Source organism: Sphingomonas sp. Marseille-Q8236 (assembly GCF_965112005.1).
On sequence record NZ_CBCOPO010000001.1, the window covers coordinates 1201804 to 1217104 of the forward strand.

17 protein-coding genes are annotated in these 15301 nt (G+C 67.1%); 9 read left to right on the top strand and 8 right to left on the bottom strand.

What is annotated here, in order from left to right:
• Window positions 1–11: 11 nt before the first annotated feature.
• Entirely contained in the window at window positions 12–236 is a 225-nt protein-coding gene (locus ACWPWT_RS05660) for a DUF1272 domain-containing protein (RefSeq protein ID WP_261268625.1), read from the bottom strand.
• Window positions 236–1576: a phosphoglucosamine mutase gene (gene glmM, locus ACWPWT_RS05665; RefSeq protein ID WP_454278887.1), complete on the bottom strand. Its 1341-nt coding sequence runs from the start codon at window positions 1574–1576 to the stop codon at window positions 236–238. The genes ACWPWT_RS05660 and glmM overlap by 1 nt, the downstream gene beginning before the upstream one ends.
• A 95-nt stretch (window positions 1577–1671) precedes the next feature.
• Between glmM and ACWPWT_RS05670 the strand changes: the two genes are divergently transcribed.
• On the top strand, window positions 1672–2916 hold the full coding sequence (locus tag ACWPWT_RS05670) for a dicarboxylate/amino acid:cation symporter (RefSeq protein WP_454278888.1): 1245 nt from the start codon (window positions 1672–1674) through the stop codon (window positions 2914–2916).
• Entirely contained in the window at window positions 2913–3905 is a 993-nt protein-coding gene (locus ACWPWT_RS05675) for an aldo/keto reductase (RefSeq protein WP_454278889.1), read from the top strand. Before ACWPWT_RS05670 ends, ACWPWT_RS05675 begins: the two co-directional genes overlap by 4 nt.
• A gap of 162 nt (window positions 3906–4067) precedes the next feature.
• Here the strand turns inward: ACWPWT_RS05675 and ACWPWT_RS05680 are convergent, their stop codons facing one another.
• The gene (locus tag ACWPWT_RS05680) at window positions 4068–5654 is read right to left on the bottom strand and encodes a peptide MFS transporter (RefSeq protein ID WP_454278890.1); all 1587 of its coding nucleotides are present in this window, start codon (window positions 5652–5654) and stop codon (window positions 4068–4070) included.
• A 128-nt stretch (window positions 5655–5782) separates the two neighbouring features.
• Between ACWPWT_RS05680 and ACWPWT_RS05685 the strand changes: the two genes are divergently transcribed.
• Window positions 5783–6382: a nitroreductase family protein gene (locus tag ACWPWT_RS05685; RefSeq protein WP_454278891.1), complete on the top strand. Its 600-nt coding sequence runs from the start codon at window positions 5783–5785 to the stop codon at window positions 6380–6382.
• A 73-nt stretch (window positions 6383–6455) separates the two neighbouring features.
• The gene (locus tag ACWPWT_RS05690; protein ID WP_261268631.1) at window positions 6456–6812 is read left to right on the top strand and encodes a GntR family transcriptional regulator; all 357 of its coding nucleotides are present in this window, start codon (window positions 6456–6458) and stop codon (window positions 6810–6812) included.
• Here the strand turns inward: ACWPWT_RS05690 and ACWPWT_RS05695 are convergent.
• The 4 genes from ACWPWT_RS05695 to cobS all read right to left on the bottom strand — a co-directional run bounded on the left by ACWPWT_RS05695 (window position 6755) and on the right by cobS (window position 11084).
• Window positions 6755–7831, bottom strand: coding sequence for a PepSY-associated TM helix domain-containing protein (locus ACWPWT_RS05695; RefSeq protein ID WP_454278892.1), 1077 nt, complete (start codon window positions 7829–7831; stop codon window positions 6755–6757). The genes ACWPWT_RS05690 and ACWPWT_RS05695 overlap by 58 nt on opposite strands.
• A gap of 177 nt (window positions 7832–8008) precedes the next feature.
• The gene (locus tag ACWPWT_RS05700) at window positions 8009–8254 is read right to left on the bottom strand and encodes a ribbon-helix-helix domain-containing protein (RefSeq protein ID WP_261268633.1); all 246 of its coding nucleotides are present in this window, start codon (window positions 8252–8254) and stop codon (window positions 8009–8011) included.
• Entirely contained in the window at window positions 8251–10074 is a 1824-nt protein-coding gene (gene cobT / locus ACWPWT_RS05705; RefSeq protein ID WP_454278893.1) for a cobaltochelatase subunit CobT, read from the bottom strand. The genes ACWPWT_RS05700 and cobT overlap by 4 nt, the downstream gene beginning before the upstream one ends.
• A gap of 5 nt (window positions 10075–10079) precedes the next feature.
• Window positions 10080–11084, bottom strand: coding sequence for a cobaltochelatase subunit CobS (cobS, locus tag ACWPWT_RS05710; protein WP_454278894.1), 1005 nt, complete (start codon window positions 11082–11084; stop codon window positions 10080–10082).
• Window positions 11085–11288: 204 nt separating this feature from the next.
• On the opposite strand from cobS, the gene ACWPWT_RS05715 reads away from it, so the two are divergent.
• Complete coding sequence (locus tag ACWPWT_RS05715; RefSeq protein ID WP_454278895.1) at window positions 11289–12053, top strand: VOC family protein; 765 nt, start codon at window positions 11289–11291, stop codon at window positions 12051–12053.
• Window positions 12054–12186: 133 nt separating this feature from the next.
• Here ACWPWT_RS05715 and ACWPWT_RS05720 read toward each other — a convergent pair whose 3' ends face one another.
• The gene (locus ACWPWT_RS05720; RefSeq protein WP_454278896.1) at window positions 12187–12816 is read right to left on the bottom strand and encodes a J domain-containing protein; all 630 of its coding nucleotides are present in this window, start codon (window positions 12814–12816) and stop codon (window positions 12187–12189) included.
• A gap of 40 nt (window positions 12817–12856) precedes the next feature.
• On the opposite strand from ACWPWT_RS05720, the gene ACWPWT_RS05725 reads away from it, so the two are divergent.
• The 4 genes from ACWPWT_RS05725 to ACWPWT_RS05740 are packed head-to-tail and all read left to right on the top strand — an operon-like array spanning window position 12857 to window position 15173.
• A complete protein-coding gene (locus tag ACWPWT_RS05725) occupies window positions 12857–13141 on the top strand; it encodes a BolA family protein (protein ID WP_261268638.1) in 285 nt (94 codons plus the stop codon).
• A 4-nt stretch (window positions 13142–13145) separates the two neighbouring features.
• The gene (locus ACWPWT_RS05730; protein ID WP_261268639.1) at window positions 13146–13838 is read left to right on the top strand and encodes a glutathione S-transferase; all 693 of its coding nucleotides are present in this window, start codon (window positions 13146–13148) and stop codon (window positions 13836–13838) included.
• Window positions 13835–14281 (top strand): NUDIX hydrolase, encoded by a 447-nt coding sequence (locus ACWPWT_RS05735; RefSeq protein ID WP_261268640.1) that lies wholly within the window; start codon window positions 13835–13837, stop codon window positions 14279–14281. Before ACWPWT_RS05730 ends, ACWPWT_RS05735 begins: the two co-directional genes overlap by 4 nt.
• On the top strand, window positions 14274–15173 hold the full coding sequence (locus ACWPWT_RS05740; protein ID WP_261268641.1) for a pirin family protein: 900 nt from the start codon (window positions 14274–14276) through the stop codon (window positions 15171–15173). Before ACWPWT_RS05735 ends, ACWPWT_RS05740 begins: the two co-directional genes overlap by 8 nt.
• Window positions 15174–15301: the final 128 nt, after the last annotated feature.

The window sequence follows — 15301 nt, forward strand, 5'->3', positions numbered from 1 at the left end:
CCCCGGTGGGATCAATGGGCGGAGCGGCGCTGGGTGGAGGCCGGATTGGCCTTCAGCACGCGGCCCATCCGCGTCGGCCGGTCGAGCAGTTCGCCGCCGCAATCGGGGCAGACCTCGTCCAGTTCGTCGGCGCATTCGGCGCAAAAGGTCGATTCCAGCGAGCAGATGAAGGCGCCGCCCTGCGACGGGGGCAGGTCCGCGCCGCAGCGCTCGCAATCGGGGCGCATTTCCAGCATCAGGCGGCCACCTCGCGCACCACGTCGCAGATGCGATCGACCAGCGTTTCCACCTGCCGCCTGTCCTCTCCCTCGGCCATCACGCGGATGACCGGTTCGGTGCCGGACGGGCGGATGACCAGCCGACCACGCCCCGTCAGTTCGGCCTCGGCTGCGGCGATGACGCCCTGCACCTTTTCATGCTCGAGCGGCTTGCCGCCCCCGAAGCGGACATTCTTGAGAAGCTGGGGCAGCGGATCGAAACGGTGCAGCACCTCGCTGGCAGGGGCGCCGGCACGCTTGAGTTCGGCCAGCACCTGAAGCGCCGCGACCAGCCCGTCGCCGGTCGTCGCATAGTCGGACAGGATGATATGGCCCGACTGCTCGCCGCCGACATTATAGCCGCGCGCGCGCATCGCCTCCAGGACATGGCGGTCGCCGACCTTGGTGCGGACCAGCCCCAGCCCCTGCGCCGCCAGATGCCGCTCCAGCCCCAGATTGGACATGACCGTGGCGACCAGCCCGCCGCCCGCCAGCCGCCCTTCGCGGGCATAGCTGGTGGCGATCGTCGCCATCAGCTGGTCGCCGTCGATCACGGTGCCGGTCTCGTCGACGATGATCAGGCGGTCGGCATCGCCGTCCAGCGCGATGCCGATGTCCGCACCGCTCGCCACCACCGTCTCGGCCAGCGTCTGCGGCGCGGTCGAGCCGACGCCGTCATTGATGTTGATGCCGTTGGGCGTCACGCCGATCGCGACCACGTCCGCACCCAGTTCCCACAGGGCGGCGGGGGCGACCTTGTACGCCGCGCCGTTCGCGCAATCGATCACCACGCGCAGGCCGTCGAGGCGCAGCGATTGCGGGAAGGTCGACTTGGCGAAGTGGATATAGCGGCCGGCGGCGTCCTCGACCCGGCGGGCGCGACCGATCTTCCCCGAGGGGGCCAGCGGCACCTTCTCCTCGATCAGCGTCTCGATCGCCTCTTCCGCCTCGTCCGACAGCTTATAGCCATCGGGACCGAACAGCTTGATGCCATTGTCGGCGAACGGATTGTGGCTGGCCGAGATCATCACGCCGATATCGGCGCGCATCGAATGGGTCAGCATCGCCACGGCGGGCGTCGGCAGCGGGCCGACCATCACCACGTCCATGCCCACGCTGGTGAACCCGGCGACCAGGGCGGATTCGAGCATATAGCCCGACAGGCGGGTGTCCTTGCCGATCACCACGCGGTGGCGGTGATCGCCGCGCTGGAAATAGGCGCCGGCGGCCATGCCGACCTTCATCGCCATCTCGGCGGTCATCACCGCGCCATTGGTCGCGCCGCGAATGCCATCGGTGCCGAAATATTTTCTTGTCATGCGGCCGGGTCCCTGCCGAATAAAGAGGAAACGTTATGAGGTTGCGACCCGTTTAGCGTGACCTTTCCAAAAGCTCAAAGCTACCGAGAGGCCTCATGTCGCGCGCCACCCTGATCCTTCTGTGTCTTGCCGCAGGCCTGCTCGTCGGGGTGGGAGCGGGCGCCTGGTCGCCGGGTGTGGCCGATGGCGCGGTGACGATCGCGCGACCGGTCGGGACCTTGTGGCTGAATGGGTTGCAGATGACGGTCATCCCGTTGGTCGTCACGCTGCTGATCACCGGAGTCACCGCCACCGCGCAGGCGGCGCAGGCCGGGCGGATCGCGGCGCGGGCGATCCTGACCTTCCTGACGCTGGTCACGCTGACCGCGACCATGGCGGCGTTGGTGACGCCTTTGCTTCTCCACCTGCTGCCCATTCCGCGCGGTGCGGCGGAGGCGCTGCGCGGGGCACTGGGCCATGCCGAGCCGGTCACCGCGCCGCCGCCCATGGCCGAATTCGTGACCGGAATCGTGCCGACCAACATCTTTGCGGCGGCGACCAACAATGCGCTGCTCTCGCTGATCCTGTTCACCCTGGCCTTCGCCTTCGCCATCACCCGGATCGAGGGAGAGGGGCGCGAGACGCTGTTGCGCGTGTTCACCGCGATCCGCGACGCAATGCTGGTGCTGATCGGCTGGGTGCTATGGCTGGCGCCGCTGGGGGTGTTCGCGCTGGCCTTCGTCGTGGGGGCGACGGCGGGGGGCGGGGCGTTCCGCGCGCTGGCGCATTACATCACGATCATCGCGAGCATCGGCGTCATCGTCATCCTGATGGCCTATGGCGTCGCGGCTCTGGCGGCGCGGGTGCCCGTGGGGCGCTTCGTTCACGGGCTGGCCCCGGCGCAGGCGGTCGCCATCTCCACCCAAAGCTCGCTCGCCAGCCTGCCGGCGATGATCGAGGGGGCGAAGGCGATGCGGATCGCCCCCGCCACCGCCGGACTGGTGCTGCCCATGGCGGTCGCGATGTTCCGCGCGACCCAGCCCGCGATGAACGTCGCGGTCGCGCTCTATATCGCCGACTGGTTCGGGATCGTGCCGAACATGGCCGCGGTCGTCGCGGCGGGGGTGGTCGCGATCCTGTGTTCGCTGGGATCGGCCAGCCTGCCCGCGCAGATCACCTTCTTCGCCTCGATCGCGCCGGTCTGCGTCGCGCTGGGGGTGCCCGCCGCGCCCCTGGGGCTGTTGATCGCAGTCGAGACGATTCCTGATATTTTCCGGACGCTTGGCAATGTCAGCATGGACCTTGCCGCGACCGCAACCGTTGCCCGGATGAGTCGCACCATCGATGAGGACGCACGATGAAATACCGCACGCTCGGCCCCGAATTCGAGGTTTCCGCACTGGGCCTGGGCTGCATGCCGATGGCGGGCATCGGGGCCAATATGTATGGCCGGGCGGACGAGGCGGAGAGTATCGCCACCATCCACCGTGCGATCGAACTTGGCGTGACCCTGTTCGACACCGCAGAGGTCTATGGCCCGCTGGTCAATGAGGAACTGGTCGGCCGTGCCATTCGCGGCAAGCGCGACGCGGTGGTGATCGCGACCAAATTCGGTTTTCGCTATGACGAGAACGGAATCACCGGCGCGGATTCCACGCCGACCAATGTCCAGCGCGCTTGCGAAGGCTCGCTCAGGCGGCTCGGCGTCGAGACGATCGATCTCTTCTACCAGCACCGGGTCGATCCCCATGTTCCCATCGAGGATACGGTCGGCGCGATGGGGCGGTTGGTCGAGCAGGGGAAGGTGCGCCGGCTGGGCCTGTCGGAGGCGGGGGCCGAGACGATCCGCCGCGCCGCCGCCGTCCACCCGATCGCGGCGGTCCAGTCCGAATATTCGCTATGGGAACGCGATGTCGAGGCGGACATCCTGCCGGTCGTGCGCGAACTGGGGATCGGCTTCGTACCGTACAGCCCATTGGGGCGCGGTTTCCTGACCGGGCAGATCACCACACGCGAGGATTTGCCGGAGGGTGATTATCGTCGCAACGACCCGCGTTATTCGGCGGAGAATTTCGATCGGAACCTGAAGGTCGTCGAGGTGGTGAAGCAGATCGCCGCCGCGCATGACGCCAGTGCGGCGCAGGTGGCGCTCGCCTGGCTGCTGGCGCAAGGGGATGAGATCGTGCCGATCCCAGGCTCCAAGCGGCGTGCCACGCTGGAGGATTCGATGAAGGCGGCGGACATCAACTTGTCGGCCGAGGATCTGGCGAAGCTCGACGAAGCCTCGCCGCGCGGCGGCACCGCCGGGCCCCGCTATGGCGAGCGGGCGATGGCGATGACGCGACTGTAAGCCGTGCGTCCCTAGTCCTCACTTCCGTTCGCACGTAGCGAATCGAAATGCACGGGACTCCGCTCGCGAATAGGCGGGCGCGTGGGCTTCGACTTCGCTCAGCCTGAACGGAGGTTGGGCATTAGGGGCGATCGGGAATCTTCCCGACCGCCCCGCACGTAATCAAAGCGGCTTTTGCTCCAGCCGGGTATCGATCCCGGCCGCCGCCGGCTCGGCCAGTTCCTTGTCCCCCGCCAGCGCTCCCTCGGCCTTGAGCAGGTCGAGATGCATCAGCCTGGCGACGAAGGGCGAGATGATCAGCACGACGACGCCGATCCCGATCGAGAACCAGCCGATCCGCGTATAGACGTCGAGCACCTTGTCCGGCCCGGCGCCCTCGCCGCCGGTCGCCTGCGCGATCAGCCCGGCGATGAAATTGCCTGCCGCCGTCGCCAGGAACCAGGTGCCCATCATCAGCCCGGTCATGCTGGGCAGCGACAGTCGCGTCATCGCCGACAGCCCTACCGGCGAGAAGCAGAGTTCGGCCATGGTGTGGATCAGATAGACGAGAATTACGAAGATCACCGGCGTCGGCGCCCCGGCATAGAGCGCGGCACCCGCCACCAGGACCAGAAAGCCCGCGCCGACGCCGACCAGGCCGATGCCGAACTTGAACGGCGCGCTCGGCTCCCACCCGCGCTTGGCGAGCAGGGTCCAGAGCGCGGCGAAGACGGGCGCCAGCAGGATGATGAAGATCGAGTTGACCGACTGGAAGGCCGAGGCCGGGATCGTCCAGCCGAGCAGGCTACGGTCGACCGAGCGGTCGGTATAGACGTTGAGCGAGGAGCCCGCCTGTTCGAACAAAGCCCAGAAGAGCGGGCACAGCGCGATCAGGAACAGCGCGGCGAGGATACGGTCGCGATCGACCTTGGCCAGGGTGAATACCGCCCGCCACAGAATGAAGCCCACGGTGCCCACGCTGAACACGATCAGCAGCGTACCGACCGCATCCTGATGCCGGATCAACTGCCACGTCACCAGCGTCGCGGCGATCCCGCCCAGATAGATCAGCCATTCGCGCGACAGACCGGCCACGACCGGCGCGCGCAACGCGGGCAGTGAGGGTGCTTCACCCGCGCCGTGGAGTTCGCGCTTCAGCCCGATAAAGGCGACCAAGCCCAGCAACATGCCGATGCCCGCCGCGCCGAAGCCATAGGCCCAGCCCACGGTCTCGCCCAGCACGCCGCACACGATCGGCCCCAGCGCGCCGCCGCCGTTGATCCCCATGTAGAAGATCGAGAAGGCGGGATCGCGCCGCATGTCGTCGCGCGCATAAAGCTGTCCCACCAGCACCGAGATATTGGCCTTGAGGAAACCGGTGCCGATCACGATTGCCGCCAGCGCCAGGTAGAAGCCCTCCAGATAGACGCCCTGCGCCCCCTGTGGCCCTTCCAGCGCGGCGATCAGCAAATGGCCGAAGGCGATGAAGACGCCGCCCGCCAGCACGGCGCGCCTGGCCCCCAAATAGCGGTCGGCCAGATAGCCGCCGATCACCGGCGTGAAATAGACCAGCGACATATAGGCGGCATAGATGCCGAAGGCCGGTTCGTCGGTGAACAGGAAGTGCTTGGTCAGGTAGAAGACCAGGATGGCGCGCATTCCGTAGAAGGAAAAACGCTCCCACATCTCGGTAAAGAACAACAGGAACAGGCCTCGGGGATGCCCCAAAACCGTTTTGCCGCGCGCGGCGGCCTCATACGCAGTCGCCATGCCGGCGTTTACTCCATCGGGATCGCCCCCTGCGCACCGTGGGCACGCGAGGGGGCGTAATGGTTCGGTAACCTAACGCCAAAGCCGCGACTGTAAATATCATGCGCGACGGCGTAAGGATCGATCCCATGACCGATAGGACCTTCAACGACCGTTCGACCCCGCTGACCCTGCTCGCCACCCGCCGCTCGGGCAAGCCGCGCGACCTGATCGCCCCCGGCCCGGACGAGGCCGAACTGTCCGACATGCTCGCCATTGCCGCGCGCACCCCGGATCATGGCAAACTGGCCCCATGGCGGTTCGTGATCGTGCCCAGCGCCGCGCGGGCGGCACTGGCCGAGGTCATCACCGCCGCCTATCGTGCCGAGCGGCCACAGGCGAGCGGGACCGAGATCGCCGCGCTGGAGCAGTTCCCGCATCAGGCGCCCTCGCTGGTCGTCATGCTATCCAGCCCGCGGACCGACAGCCATATTCCGATGTGGGAACAGGAATTGTCCGCGGGCGCGGCGTGCATGAACCTGCTTCATGCCGCCCATGCCATGGGCTATGCCGCAGGGTGGCTGACCGGTTGGCCCGCCTTTTCGGATGCGGTGCGCGACGCGTTCGGGGCGGCGCCGGAACGCATCGTCGGATTCGTCTTTATCGGCACGCCCGGCCGTCCGCTCGACGAGCGTCCGCGTCCCGACATGGCGCGGATCGTCTCAACCTGGCATGGTCCGGCCGCATGACGGGGGCAGGCCGCTGCAAACGTTATCCTATAGCCCTCTCGACTTTGTCCTGCCCATGCTGTATTAATCCGGCATGACAGCTCTTAGCGGTGACGACAGCCCGGTATATATCCGCCTGCGCGGGACGATCGCGGCGGGTATCCTGAACGGCACCTATCGGACGGGGGACCAGCTTCCTTCGGTTCGGGCGCTGGCGGCGGAGCAGGGGGCCAATCCCCTGACGGTGGCCAAGGCGTATCAGAGCTTTCAGGACGACGGCTATGTCGAGGTTCGGCGCGGGGTGGGCATGTTCGTGATGCCCGGTGCTGCCGACCGTCTGCGCGCGGCCGAGCGGCAGAGTTTCCTGACGGTGCAATGGCCGCGCATCCGCGATCACATCGAGCTTTTGGGCCTCGACGCCACCGACCTGTTGCGGGTCGAGCGGGTCTGACGACGGGGCCCGGCCCGGCTAGTCCTCGCCCAGCCGATCAGCCCCGACCCCGCCAGAAACGCCGCCGCCAGTCCGGCGGCCGAGGCGATGGCGCGCCAGATCCAGGGCATTTCCCGCCCGGTGTGAAGCCGCTGGACCCATGACCGGCCGAGCGGTGTCGCGCGGGCGGGGCTGGAGACGGCGGACCGGCTATCGTCCGCGACCTTGATGACCTTTGGCGGACGTCCGGCGAGGTGCACCGTCCAGTCGGGCGAGCGCTCGGTCGGCCAGTCGATCGCGATCAGCGAACTACGCGACCATCGCCGTGCGCTGGCGACGACGCGCTCGACCGACAGGGTGGTGCGCGAGACGGGCGGTGCGCCGGTCTCGGAATGCCACGCCACCGAGTCTCCGGTCAGCGCGGCGAACGCGTCCGGAAAGGCGAGCGCGGTGCCGGTCAGCGTCAGGACGGAGATCGGCAGGATCGACCACCAGCCGATCCGACGGTGCCAGCTTATCGTCCGCCCCCCGGCCTTGACCGATCGTCCGGCGGCTCGGGGGGCCAGCCCGGTCAGGCAGATCAGCAGCAGCGCCACGCCCATGACGCCGACGACCGGGCGTCCCGCATCGCCCAGGAACAGACGGTCATGCAGACGGCGAAGCCAGCCGCTCGCCCCATCGTCGCGCACCCCGCTGGCGAGGATCCTCGCGGTGGGGGGATCGAGGAACAGCATGTAGCGCGCATCGTGGCGCGGAGTGTCGAGCCGGACCAGAACCGGCGAGGACCCCCGCTCCAACGACAGACCGGCGATCCGCTGGCCGGGCTTGAGCGCGGATTGCGTAGCGGCGACATAGGCCTGCGCCGCCAGACGCGTCTCGCCGCTCGTCCGGTACCGAGCGGGCGCAGCGATCCGGTCGAGCGCCGGCGTCCAGACCAGCACCGCCCCGGACAGCGCGATCGCCATGCCGATCAGCCCCGCCACCAGACCCAGCCAGCGGTAGAGGCGCAATCCGATGCGAGAAAGCGAAAGTCCGGCCACGATTACCCCGAAACAGTCGGCGCGACCTGCCGTAGCGGGCGGATGACGTCAATCGGCTGGAGTATCCGCCATGGCCGAAACCATGGCCACCGCTCCGTGCCCCTGGCCCCATCCCTTCCCCTTGCTCCGTTCAGGCTGAGCGGGGGTGTATGGGATGTGCGCTGCGGCGGGCCAGCTTCAACGTCGCAGGAACAACCACGACCGGATCGCGCTCGCCAGATTGGGCGGGTCGTCCGCCGTGATCCGCAACGCGTCGATTTCCGCCACCAGCGCCGACAGCGGCAAAGCGTGCGCTACCGCCGCGTCCTCCAGCGCCGTCCAGAAGACCGGCTCCAGGCTGATCGAGGTCTGGTGCCCGGCGATGGTGATCGAACGTTTGACCGGCCCGACAAACCCTTCCGCTGGGGCCGCGATCCGGCTCATTCGGTGTCGAACAGGCTGGCCAGCTGCTCGATGATCGTGCCGCCCAGCTGCTCGGCATCCATGATCGTCACCGCGCGCGCATAATAGCGGGTCACGTCATGGCCGATGCCGATGGCGACCAGTTCGACCGGGCTCTTGGTCTCGATCCAGCCGATCACCTGGCGCAGATGCCGCTCCAGATAGCTACCCGAATTGACCGACAGGGTCGAATCGTCCACCGGCGCGCCGTCGGAGATGACCATCAGGATGCGCCGCTCCTCGGGCCGCGCGACCAGCCGGCTATGCGCCCAGAGCAGCGCCTCGCCGTCGATATTTTCCTTGAGCAGCCCCTCGCGCATCATCAGGCCGAGATTGTTGCGCGCACGCCGCCACGGCTCGTCGGCCTGTTTGTAGACGATATGGCGAATGTCGTTCAGCCGCCCCGGCTGCGGCGGGCGTCCGGCGGCGAGCCAGGTTTCGCGGGCTTGGCCGCCCTTCCACGCGCGGGTGGTGAAGCCGAGGATCTCGGTCTTCACCCCGCACCGCTCCAGCGTCCGCGCGAGAATGTCGGCGGAGATGGCGGCGATGCCGATCGGCCGCCCGCGCATCGATCCTGAATTGTCGATCAGCAAAGTGACGACGGTATCGCGGAAATCGGTGTCCCGCTCGATCTTGTAGGACAGCGACTGGCCGGGATTGACCACAACGCGCGCCAGCCGCGCCGCGTCCAGAATGCCCTCTTCCTGGTCGAAATCCCAGGATCGCGACTGTTGCGCCATCAACCGGCGTTGCAGCCGGTTGGCGAGCTTCGATACGGCCGATTGCAGATGCGCGAGTTGCTGGTCGAGATAGCCGCGAAGCCTCGCCAGTTCGTCGGCGTCGCACAACTCGCCGGCCGCGATCACCTCGTCGAACTGGGTGGTCCAGGGCTTGTAGTCGAACTGCGCCGACGGATCGATCAGCGGGCGGTTGGGGCGGGTCGGCTGGCTGCCTTCGTCGCCATCCTCGCCGGGTTCACCGTCGAGATCGTCGAGCGAGTCCTGGCTCTGCTCCTGCGATTCGCCGTCCTCGCTGTCCGAGTCGCGCTTTTCGGCGCGCGCCTCGACCTCGCCTTCGCCCTGGCCCTGCTCGTCGTTATCCTCGTCGCTCTCGTCCTGCTGCTGCTCGTCCTCGCCTTCTTCCTCATTGCCGCCTTCATCGGCCTCTTCGGGTTCGGCGGGGGGCTCGGCGAGTTCGAGGTCGGCGAGCATCCGGGCGGTCAGCGATTGGAACGCCTTCTGGTCGTCCATCGCGCCCGCCAGCGCGTCGAGATCAGTCGCCCCCTCCAGCCAGTCGCGCACCAGCGCCAGCGCCGGCGCGGTTTCGGCCGGCGAGGGACGTCCCGTCATCCGCTCGCGCAGGAGGAGGCCCAGCGCCGTCGACAGCGGCACCTCGTCCCGGTTGCGCGCCCGCGTCATCGGGTCGGAGCGCAACCGGACGTCCAGCGCATGGGCGAGATTGTCGCCGATCCCGGCATAGCCGCGCGCGCCCAGCGCCTCGATCCGCGCCGTCTCGACCGCGTCGTACACGGCACGCGCCACCGCTTCGACCGGTGCCGCCTTCGCATGGAGCGCGGTGTCGTGCAGCTTCAGCCGGAGTGCGAAGGCGTCGGCGAAACCGCGCGCCTCCGCCACCTGATCGGCGGGCAGCGCACGACCGGGCATGGGCACGCGGATATGCTTGCCCGAGGACGTCGGCGCATCGGCGGTGAAGGCGAGTTCCACCTCCGGCTCCTGCGCGATGGTGCGCGCTGTGCCGCCGAGAACCGCCTTGAACCGGTCGAGAGGTGTGTCGTTCGCCACGCGAATCAGGCCCGGCCGACGACGCTTTCGGGCAGGTCCTTGCCGAACACGCGCTGATAATATTCCGCGACCAGCGCGCGCTCATTCTCGTCGCACTTGTTGAGGAAGGACAGGCGGAAGGCAAAGCCCGGATCGCTGAAGATCAGCGTGTTCTGCGCCCAGGTGATGACCGTGCGCGGGCTCATCACGGTCGAGATGTCGCCGTTAATGAAGCCCTTGCGGGTCATGTCGGCGACGCGGACCATGTTCTCGACCAGCTGCTTGCCGTCGGGCTTGTCATATTCGCCCGACTTGGCCAGCACGATCTGCGCCTCGGTCGCGGCGGGCAGATAGTTGAGCGTGACCACGATGTTCCAGCGGTCCATCTGGCCCTGGTTGATCTGCTGCGTGCCATGATAGAGCCCGCTGGTGTCGCCCAGGCCGACCGTGTTGGCGGTGGCGAACAGGCGGAACCACTTGTTGGGGCGGATGACGCGATTCTGGTCGAGCAGGGTCAGCTTGCCCTCGGTCTCCAGCACGCGCTGGATCACGAACATCACGTCGGGACGGCCCGCATCATATTCGTCGAAGACGAGCGCGGTCGGCGTCTGGAGCGCCCAGGGGAGCAGGCCTTCGCGGAACTCGGTCACCTGCTGCCCGTCCTTCAGGACGATGGCGTCGCGGCCGATCAGGTCGATACGGCTGATATGCGCGTCCAGGTTGATGCGGATGCACGGCCAGTTCAGGCGCGCCGCCACCTGCTCGATATGGCTCGACTTGCCGGTGCCGTGATAGCCCTGCACCATCACGCGGCGATTGTGCGAAAAGCCCGCCAGGATCGCCAGCGTCGTGTCGGGATCGAACACATAGGCGGGATCGAGATCGGGGACGCGCTCATCGGCCTGCGAAAAGGCGGGCACCTCCATGTCGGTGTCGATGCCGAACAGGTCGCGCACCGACACCATCTTGTCGGGTGCATCGAGAATCGTCGTATCGCGGCTGTCGGGAAGCGTATTCGGGATGTTGGTCATCAGGCCCTCGTCTCGTCGCTCAACGCCTTAGGCCAATGGCGGCTCCCTACTCAATGGCAAGCATCGCACGAAGATGGCCGTCGGACGCGGGGAAGGCGATTGCGCGAACCGGGCTTCGGGATCATCCTTGCGTCTGCGAATCGGGCAAAGGTTGCTGTCCAAGATGTTGATAGGTCGCGTAAAACTTGCTGAGGGGCAGGCAATATGGCGAATTTTACCTGGTACGAACTGCTGACCGACGATGTCGACGCGGCCCAGGCTTTTTACGGCGCGGTGATCGGCTGGCAGGTCGGCGACAGCGGTATCGTCGATCTCGATTATCGAATTTTTGCGACGCCGGAGGGCGAGGCGGTCGCCGGACTGATGCGGCGGCCGGACGGCGCGCCGGGCAGGCCCGTCTGGTTCGGCTATCTGCCGGTGGTCGATGTCGACGAGTCGCTGGGTACGATCCAGGAGGATGGCGGATCGGTGCTGATGCCCGCATGGACCATGGCGGGCGTGGGTCGCATGGCGCTGGTGGCCGATCCACTGGGCGCGCCCTTCTATATCATGGCGGCGGAGGAGGAGCGGCCGTCCCGCGCCTTTGTCGAGCATGGCAGCGGCGCGGTGATCGGTCATGTCGTCTGGAACGAGCGGATCGCCAGCGATCCCGAACGGGCGCTCGGCTTTTTCGGCCGGCATTTCGGCTGGGTCCAGCAGGGCGGGATGCCGATGGGCGAATTGGGCGAATATCGCTTTCTGTTCGATGGCCCGGTGTGCCTGGGCGCGCTGATGGCCACGCCGCCGGGGGAGGAGCCGGGATGGCGCTTCTATTTTGCGGTGGACGACATTGACGCGGCGGCGACGCGGATTCGCGACCATGGCGGGCAGGTCGAGCAGGGGCCGATGGAAATCCCCGGCGGGGAATTTTCGCTCTCCGCCCGCGATCCACAGGGCGCACGCTTCGGGCTGGTCGGGCCACGAAAGTAGAATCCTCCCCGGCACGGGGAGGGGGACCATGCAAAGCATGGTGGAGGGGGTTCTCCACACAGGACGTACCATGAGGCACGCCCCCTCCGTCAGCGCTATGCGCTGCCACCTCCCCGCGAGCGGGGAGGATCGGTCACGCGAATGCTGGTGCCTGTCGCAATTGCTGATAGGCCGCGATCACCTTTTGCAACTGCCCTTCATGGGTCCGGTCGCCACCATTGCGGTCGGGATGATAGCGGCGGACAAGCTCGCTATAGCGCCGCCGCAGCGCGCTCCGGTCCGCATCCGCTTCCAGCCCCAGCACTTTCAGGCTTTCGCGATCCTGCCCGGACAGCGGCTTGCCGTCGCTGCGTTCCGGTGCGGTCTCGCGGCGATAGCGGGCGGCGATGGCGTCCAGCGGATCGGAGAAATCGGCCCAGCGCGGCCCCGGATCGGTGCCGCCCTGCGCAAAGGCACGCGTCTCGCGCTCCCAGCCGGAATAGGGGCGCTGCGCCCGGTGAATCTCGTCGGCGCTCATCCCGTCGAAGAAATTATAGCGGCTGTTGAACGCGCGGACATGTTCCAGGCAGAACCAGCGGAACTGCCCCGGCCCGTCGCCGCTGCGCGTCCCTTCCGCCGGCGGCGCGCGGAACTCGCCCGCCTGTTCGCAACCGGCATGGTCGCAGACGCGGCCGGTATTCTCGACCCGGCCGTGAAACCGGGCGCCCGGCTTGTCCTTTGGGGGTTTGTCCCTGGAGGTATCGTTGCTCGACCGACGCGCCACTTCTATCCGCTTGTCCCGAAAAACCGTCTATATAGGGGCCATGACCGATATCACCACCGCCCCTGTCGCCGATCAGATCAACGCCCGTCTGACCGAGGCGCTCCAGCCGACCCATCTCGACGTCATCAACGAAAGCGCGATGCATCGGGGCCATCTGGGCGATGACGGCACGGGCGAAAGCCATTTCCGGGTGATCGTCGAATCGCCGCTTTTCGCGGGCCAGTCGCGCGTCGCGCGCCAGCGCATGGTGAACCGCGCGCTCGCCGATCTGTTGTCGGAGCGCATCCATGCGCTGGCGATAAGCGCGAAAACCCCCGGAGAATAAGCCTATGTCCTATGACCTGTGGTACTGGCCCGGCCTGCCGGGACGCGGCGAGTTCGTCCGGCTGACGCTGGAGGCCGCAGGTCTGCCCTATCGCGATCGGGGCGTGGAGGAGGGCGCCGAGGCGCTGCTCGCCGATATGGAGAAGGGCGATCGCCGGCCCTTCGCTCCGCCTCATCTGCGCGTGGGGGGACAGGCGATCGCGCAGGTCGCCAACATCCTCCACTGGCTGACCGAGCGGCACGATCTCGCGCCCGAGGCCGATCGCGTGTGGCTCCACCAGTTGCAACTGACGATCAGCGACATGGTGGCGGAAGTGCATAACGTACATCACCCGGTCGCGATGATGGCCTATTATCACGAGCAGAAACCTGAAGCCGCCCGTGCCGCCGCGCAGTTCCGCGACGAACGTATTCCCAAATTCCTGGACTATTTCGATCAGGCGCTGGGCGATCGCGACTGGATGGCGGGGGACCGTTGGTCGCCCGTCGACACCTCGCTGTTCCAACTGGTCGCGGGGCTGCGCTACATGTTTCCTCGGCGCATGGCGGTGGTCGAGCGCGATTATCCGGCCCTGCTCGCGCTTCACGACCGCGTGAGAAGCCTGCCGGGCATCGCCGCCTATCTGGACAGCGAGCGGCGACAGGCGTTCAATGAAGACGGAATTTTCCGCCATTATCCGGAGCTTGATGCCGCATGATCCGCATACCCCGTCCCGCCGCGCGCATCCTGCTGGTCGATGGGGGTGGACGGACGCTGATGTTCCGCTTCACCCCCGACGACCGCCCGCCCTTCTGGTGCACCCCCGGCGGCGCGGTCGATCCGGGCGAGAGCTACGAGGATGCCGCGCGCCGTGAGCTATGGGAGGAAACCGGGCTAGACCGCGATTGCGGGCCGCAGGTCGCGCGGCGGCAGGTCGAGTTCCGCACCATCGAGGGTGTCGAGGTCGAGGCGGATGAACGCTATTTCCGCGTCGATGTCGATGCGCATGAGGTGAATGGCGCGGGCCATACCGTCCTCGAACAGCGGGTCATGCAAAGCTGGCGCTGGTTCACCCGCGAGGAACTGGCCGCGCACACCGAACCCTATTTTCCGACCGACCTGATCGAGCTGCTCGACGCCACGGAGCCCACCCATGTTTGACGATTTCCTGCTGCGCACGTTGCAGCCCTCCACCCATGATCTGGGCGGGTTCAAGGTCCACCGCACGCTCCCCAACAAGGAGCGGACGATGGTCGGCCCCTTCCTGTTCTTCGACCAGATGGGTCCGGCACAATTGCTGCCCGGATCGGGGGTCGACGTGCGGCCGCATCCGCACATCAACCTGGCGACGGTCACCTATCTGTTCGACGGGGCGATCGGGCACCGCGATTCGCTGGGCAGCGATCTGGTGATCGAGCCGGGTGCGGTGAACCTGATGACCGCGGGGCATGGCATCGTCCATTCGGAACGTTCGCCCAGCGAGGCGCGGCCGCAGGGACCGGTCCTGTCGGGCATCCAGACCTGGCTGGCGCTCCCCGAGGCGCAGGAAGAGATGGACCCGGCCTTCGAACATGTCCCCGCCGAGGCGCTGCCCGAGATTCAGGGGCAGGGGGCGACCGCGCGTGTCATCATGGGCGATCTGTGGGGACAGCGTGCGCCGACCACGACCTATGCGGGCACCATCTATGCCGACATCGCGCTGGAGCCGGGCGGCAGCATCCCCATCGACGCGGCGGCCGAGGAACGCGCCGTCTATTGCGCGCTGGGCGAGGCGAGCCTGGAGGGGATGACGCTGGAGCCGCAGCGTCTCTATATCCTGAAGCCGGGGATCGCGGCGACCCTGTGCTCGGAGAGCGGCGGCCGGGTGATGCTGTGCGGCGGCGATGCCTTTACGACGCCCCGCCATGTCTGGTGGAATTTCGTCTCCTCCCGCCGCGAACGGATCGAGGAGGCCAAGCGGGCATGGAAGGCGCGCGAGTTTCCGACCGTGCCGGGGGATGATCTGGAGCGGATCGAGATTCCGGAAATTCCGAAGACCGTCAGCTATCCGTGATGGGTGATGGTGGGGCTTGGCCTTCGACTTCGCTCGCGCTGAACGGAGCGGGGGATCAAGCCTCAAATACCAACATCCGTTCGGCCTGAGTGAAGTCGAAGGCCACGGAAAACCGCTTCGCCAAATTA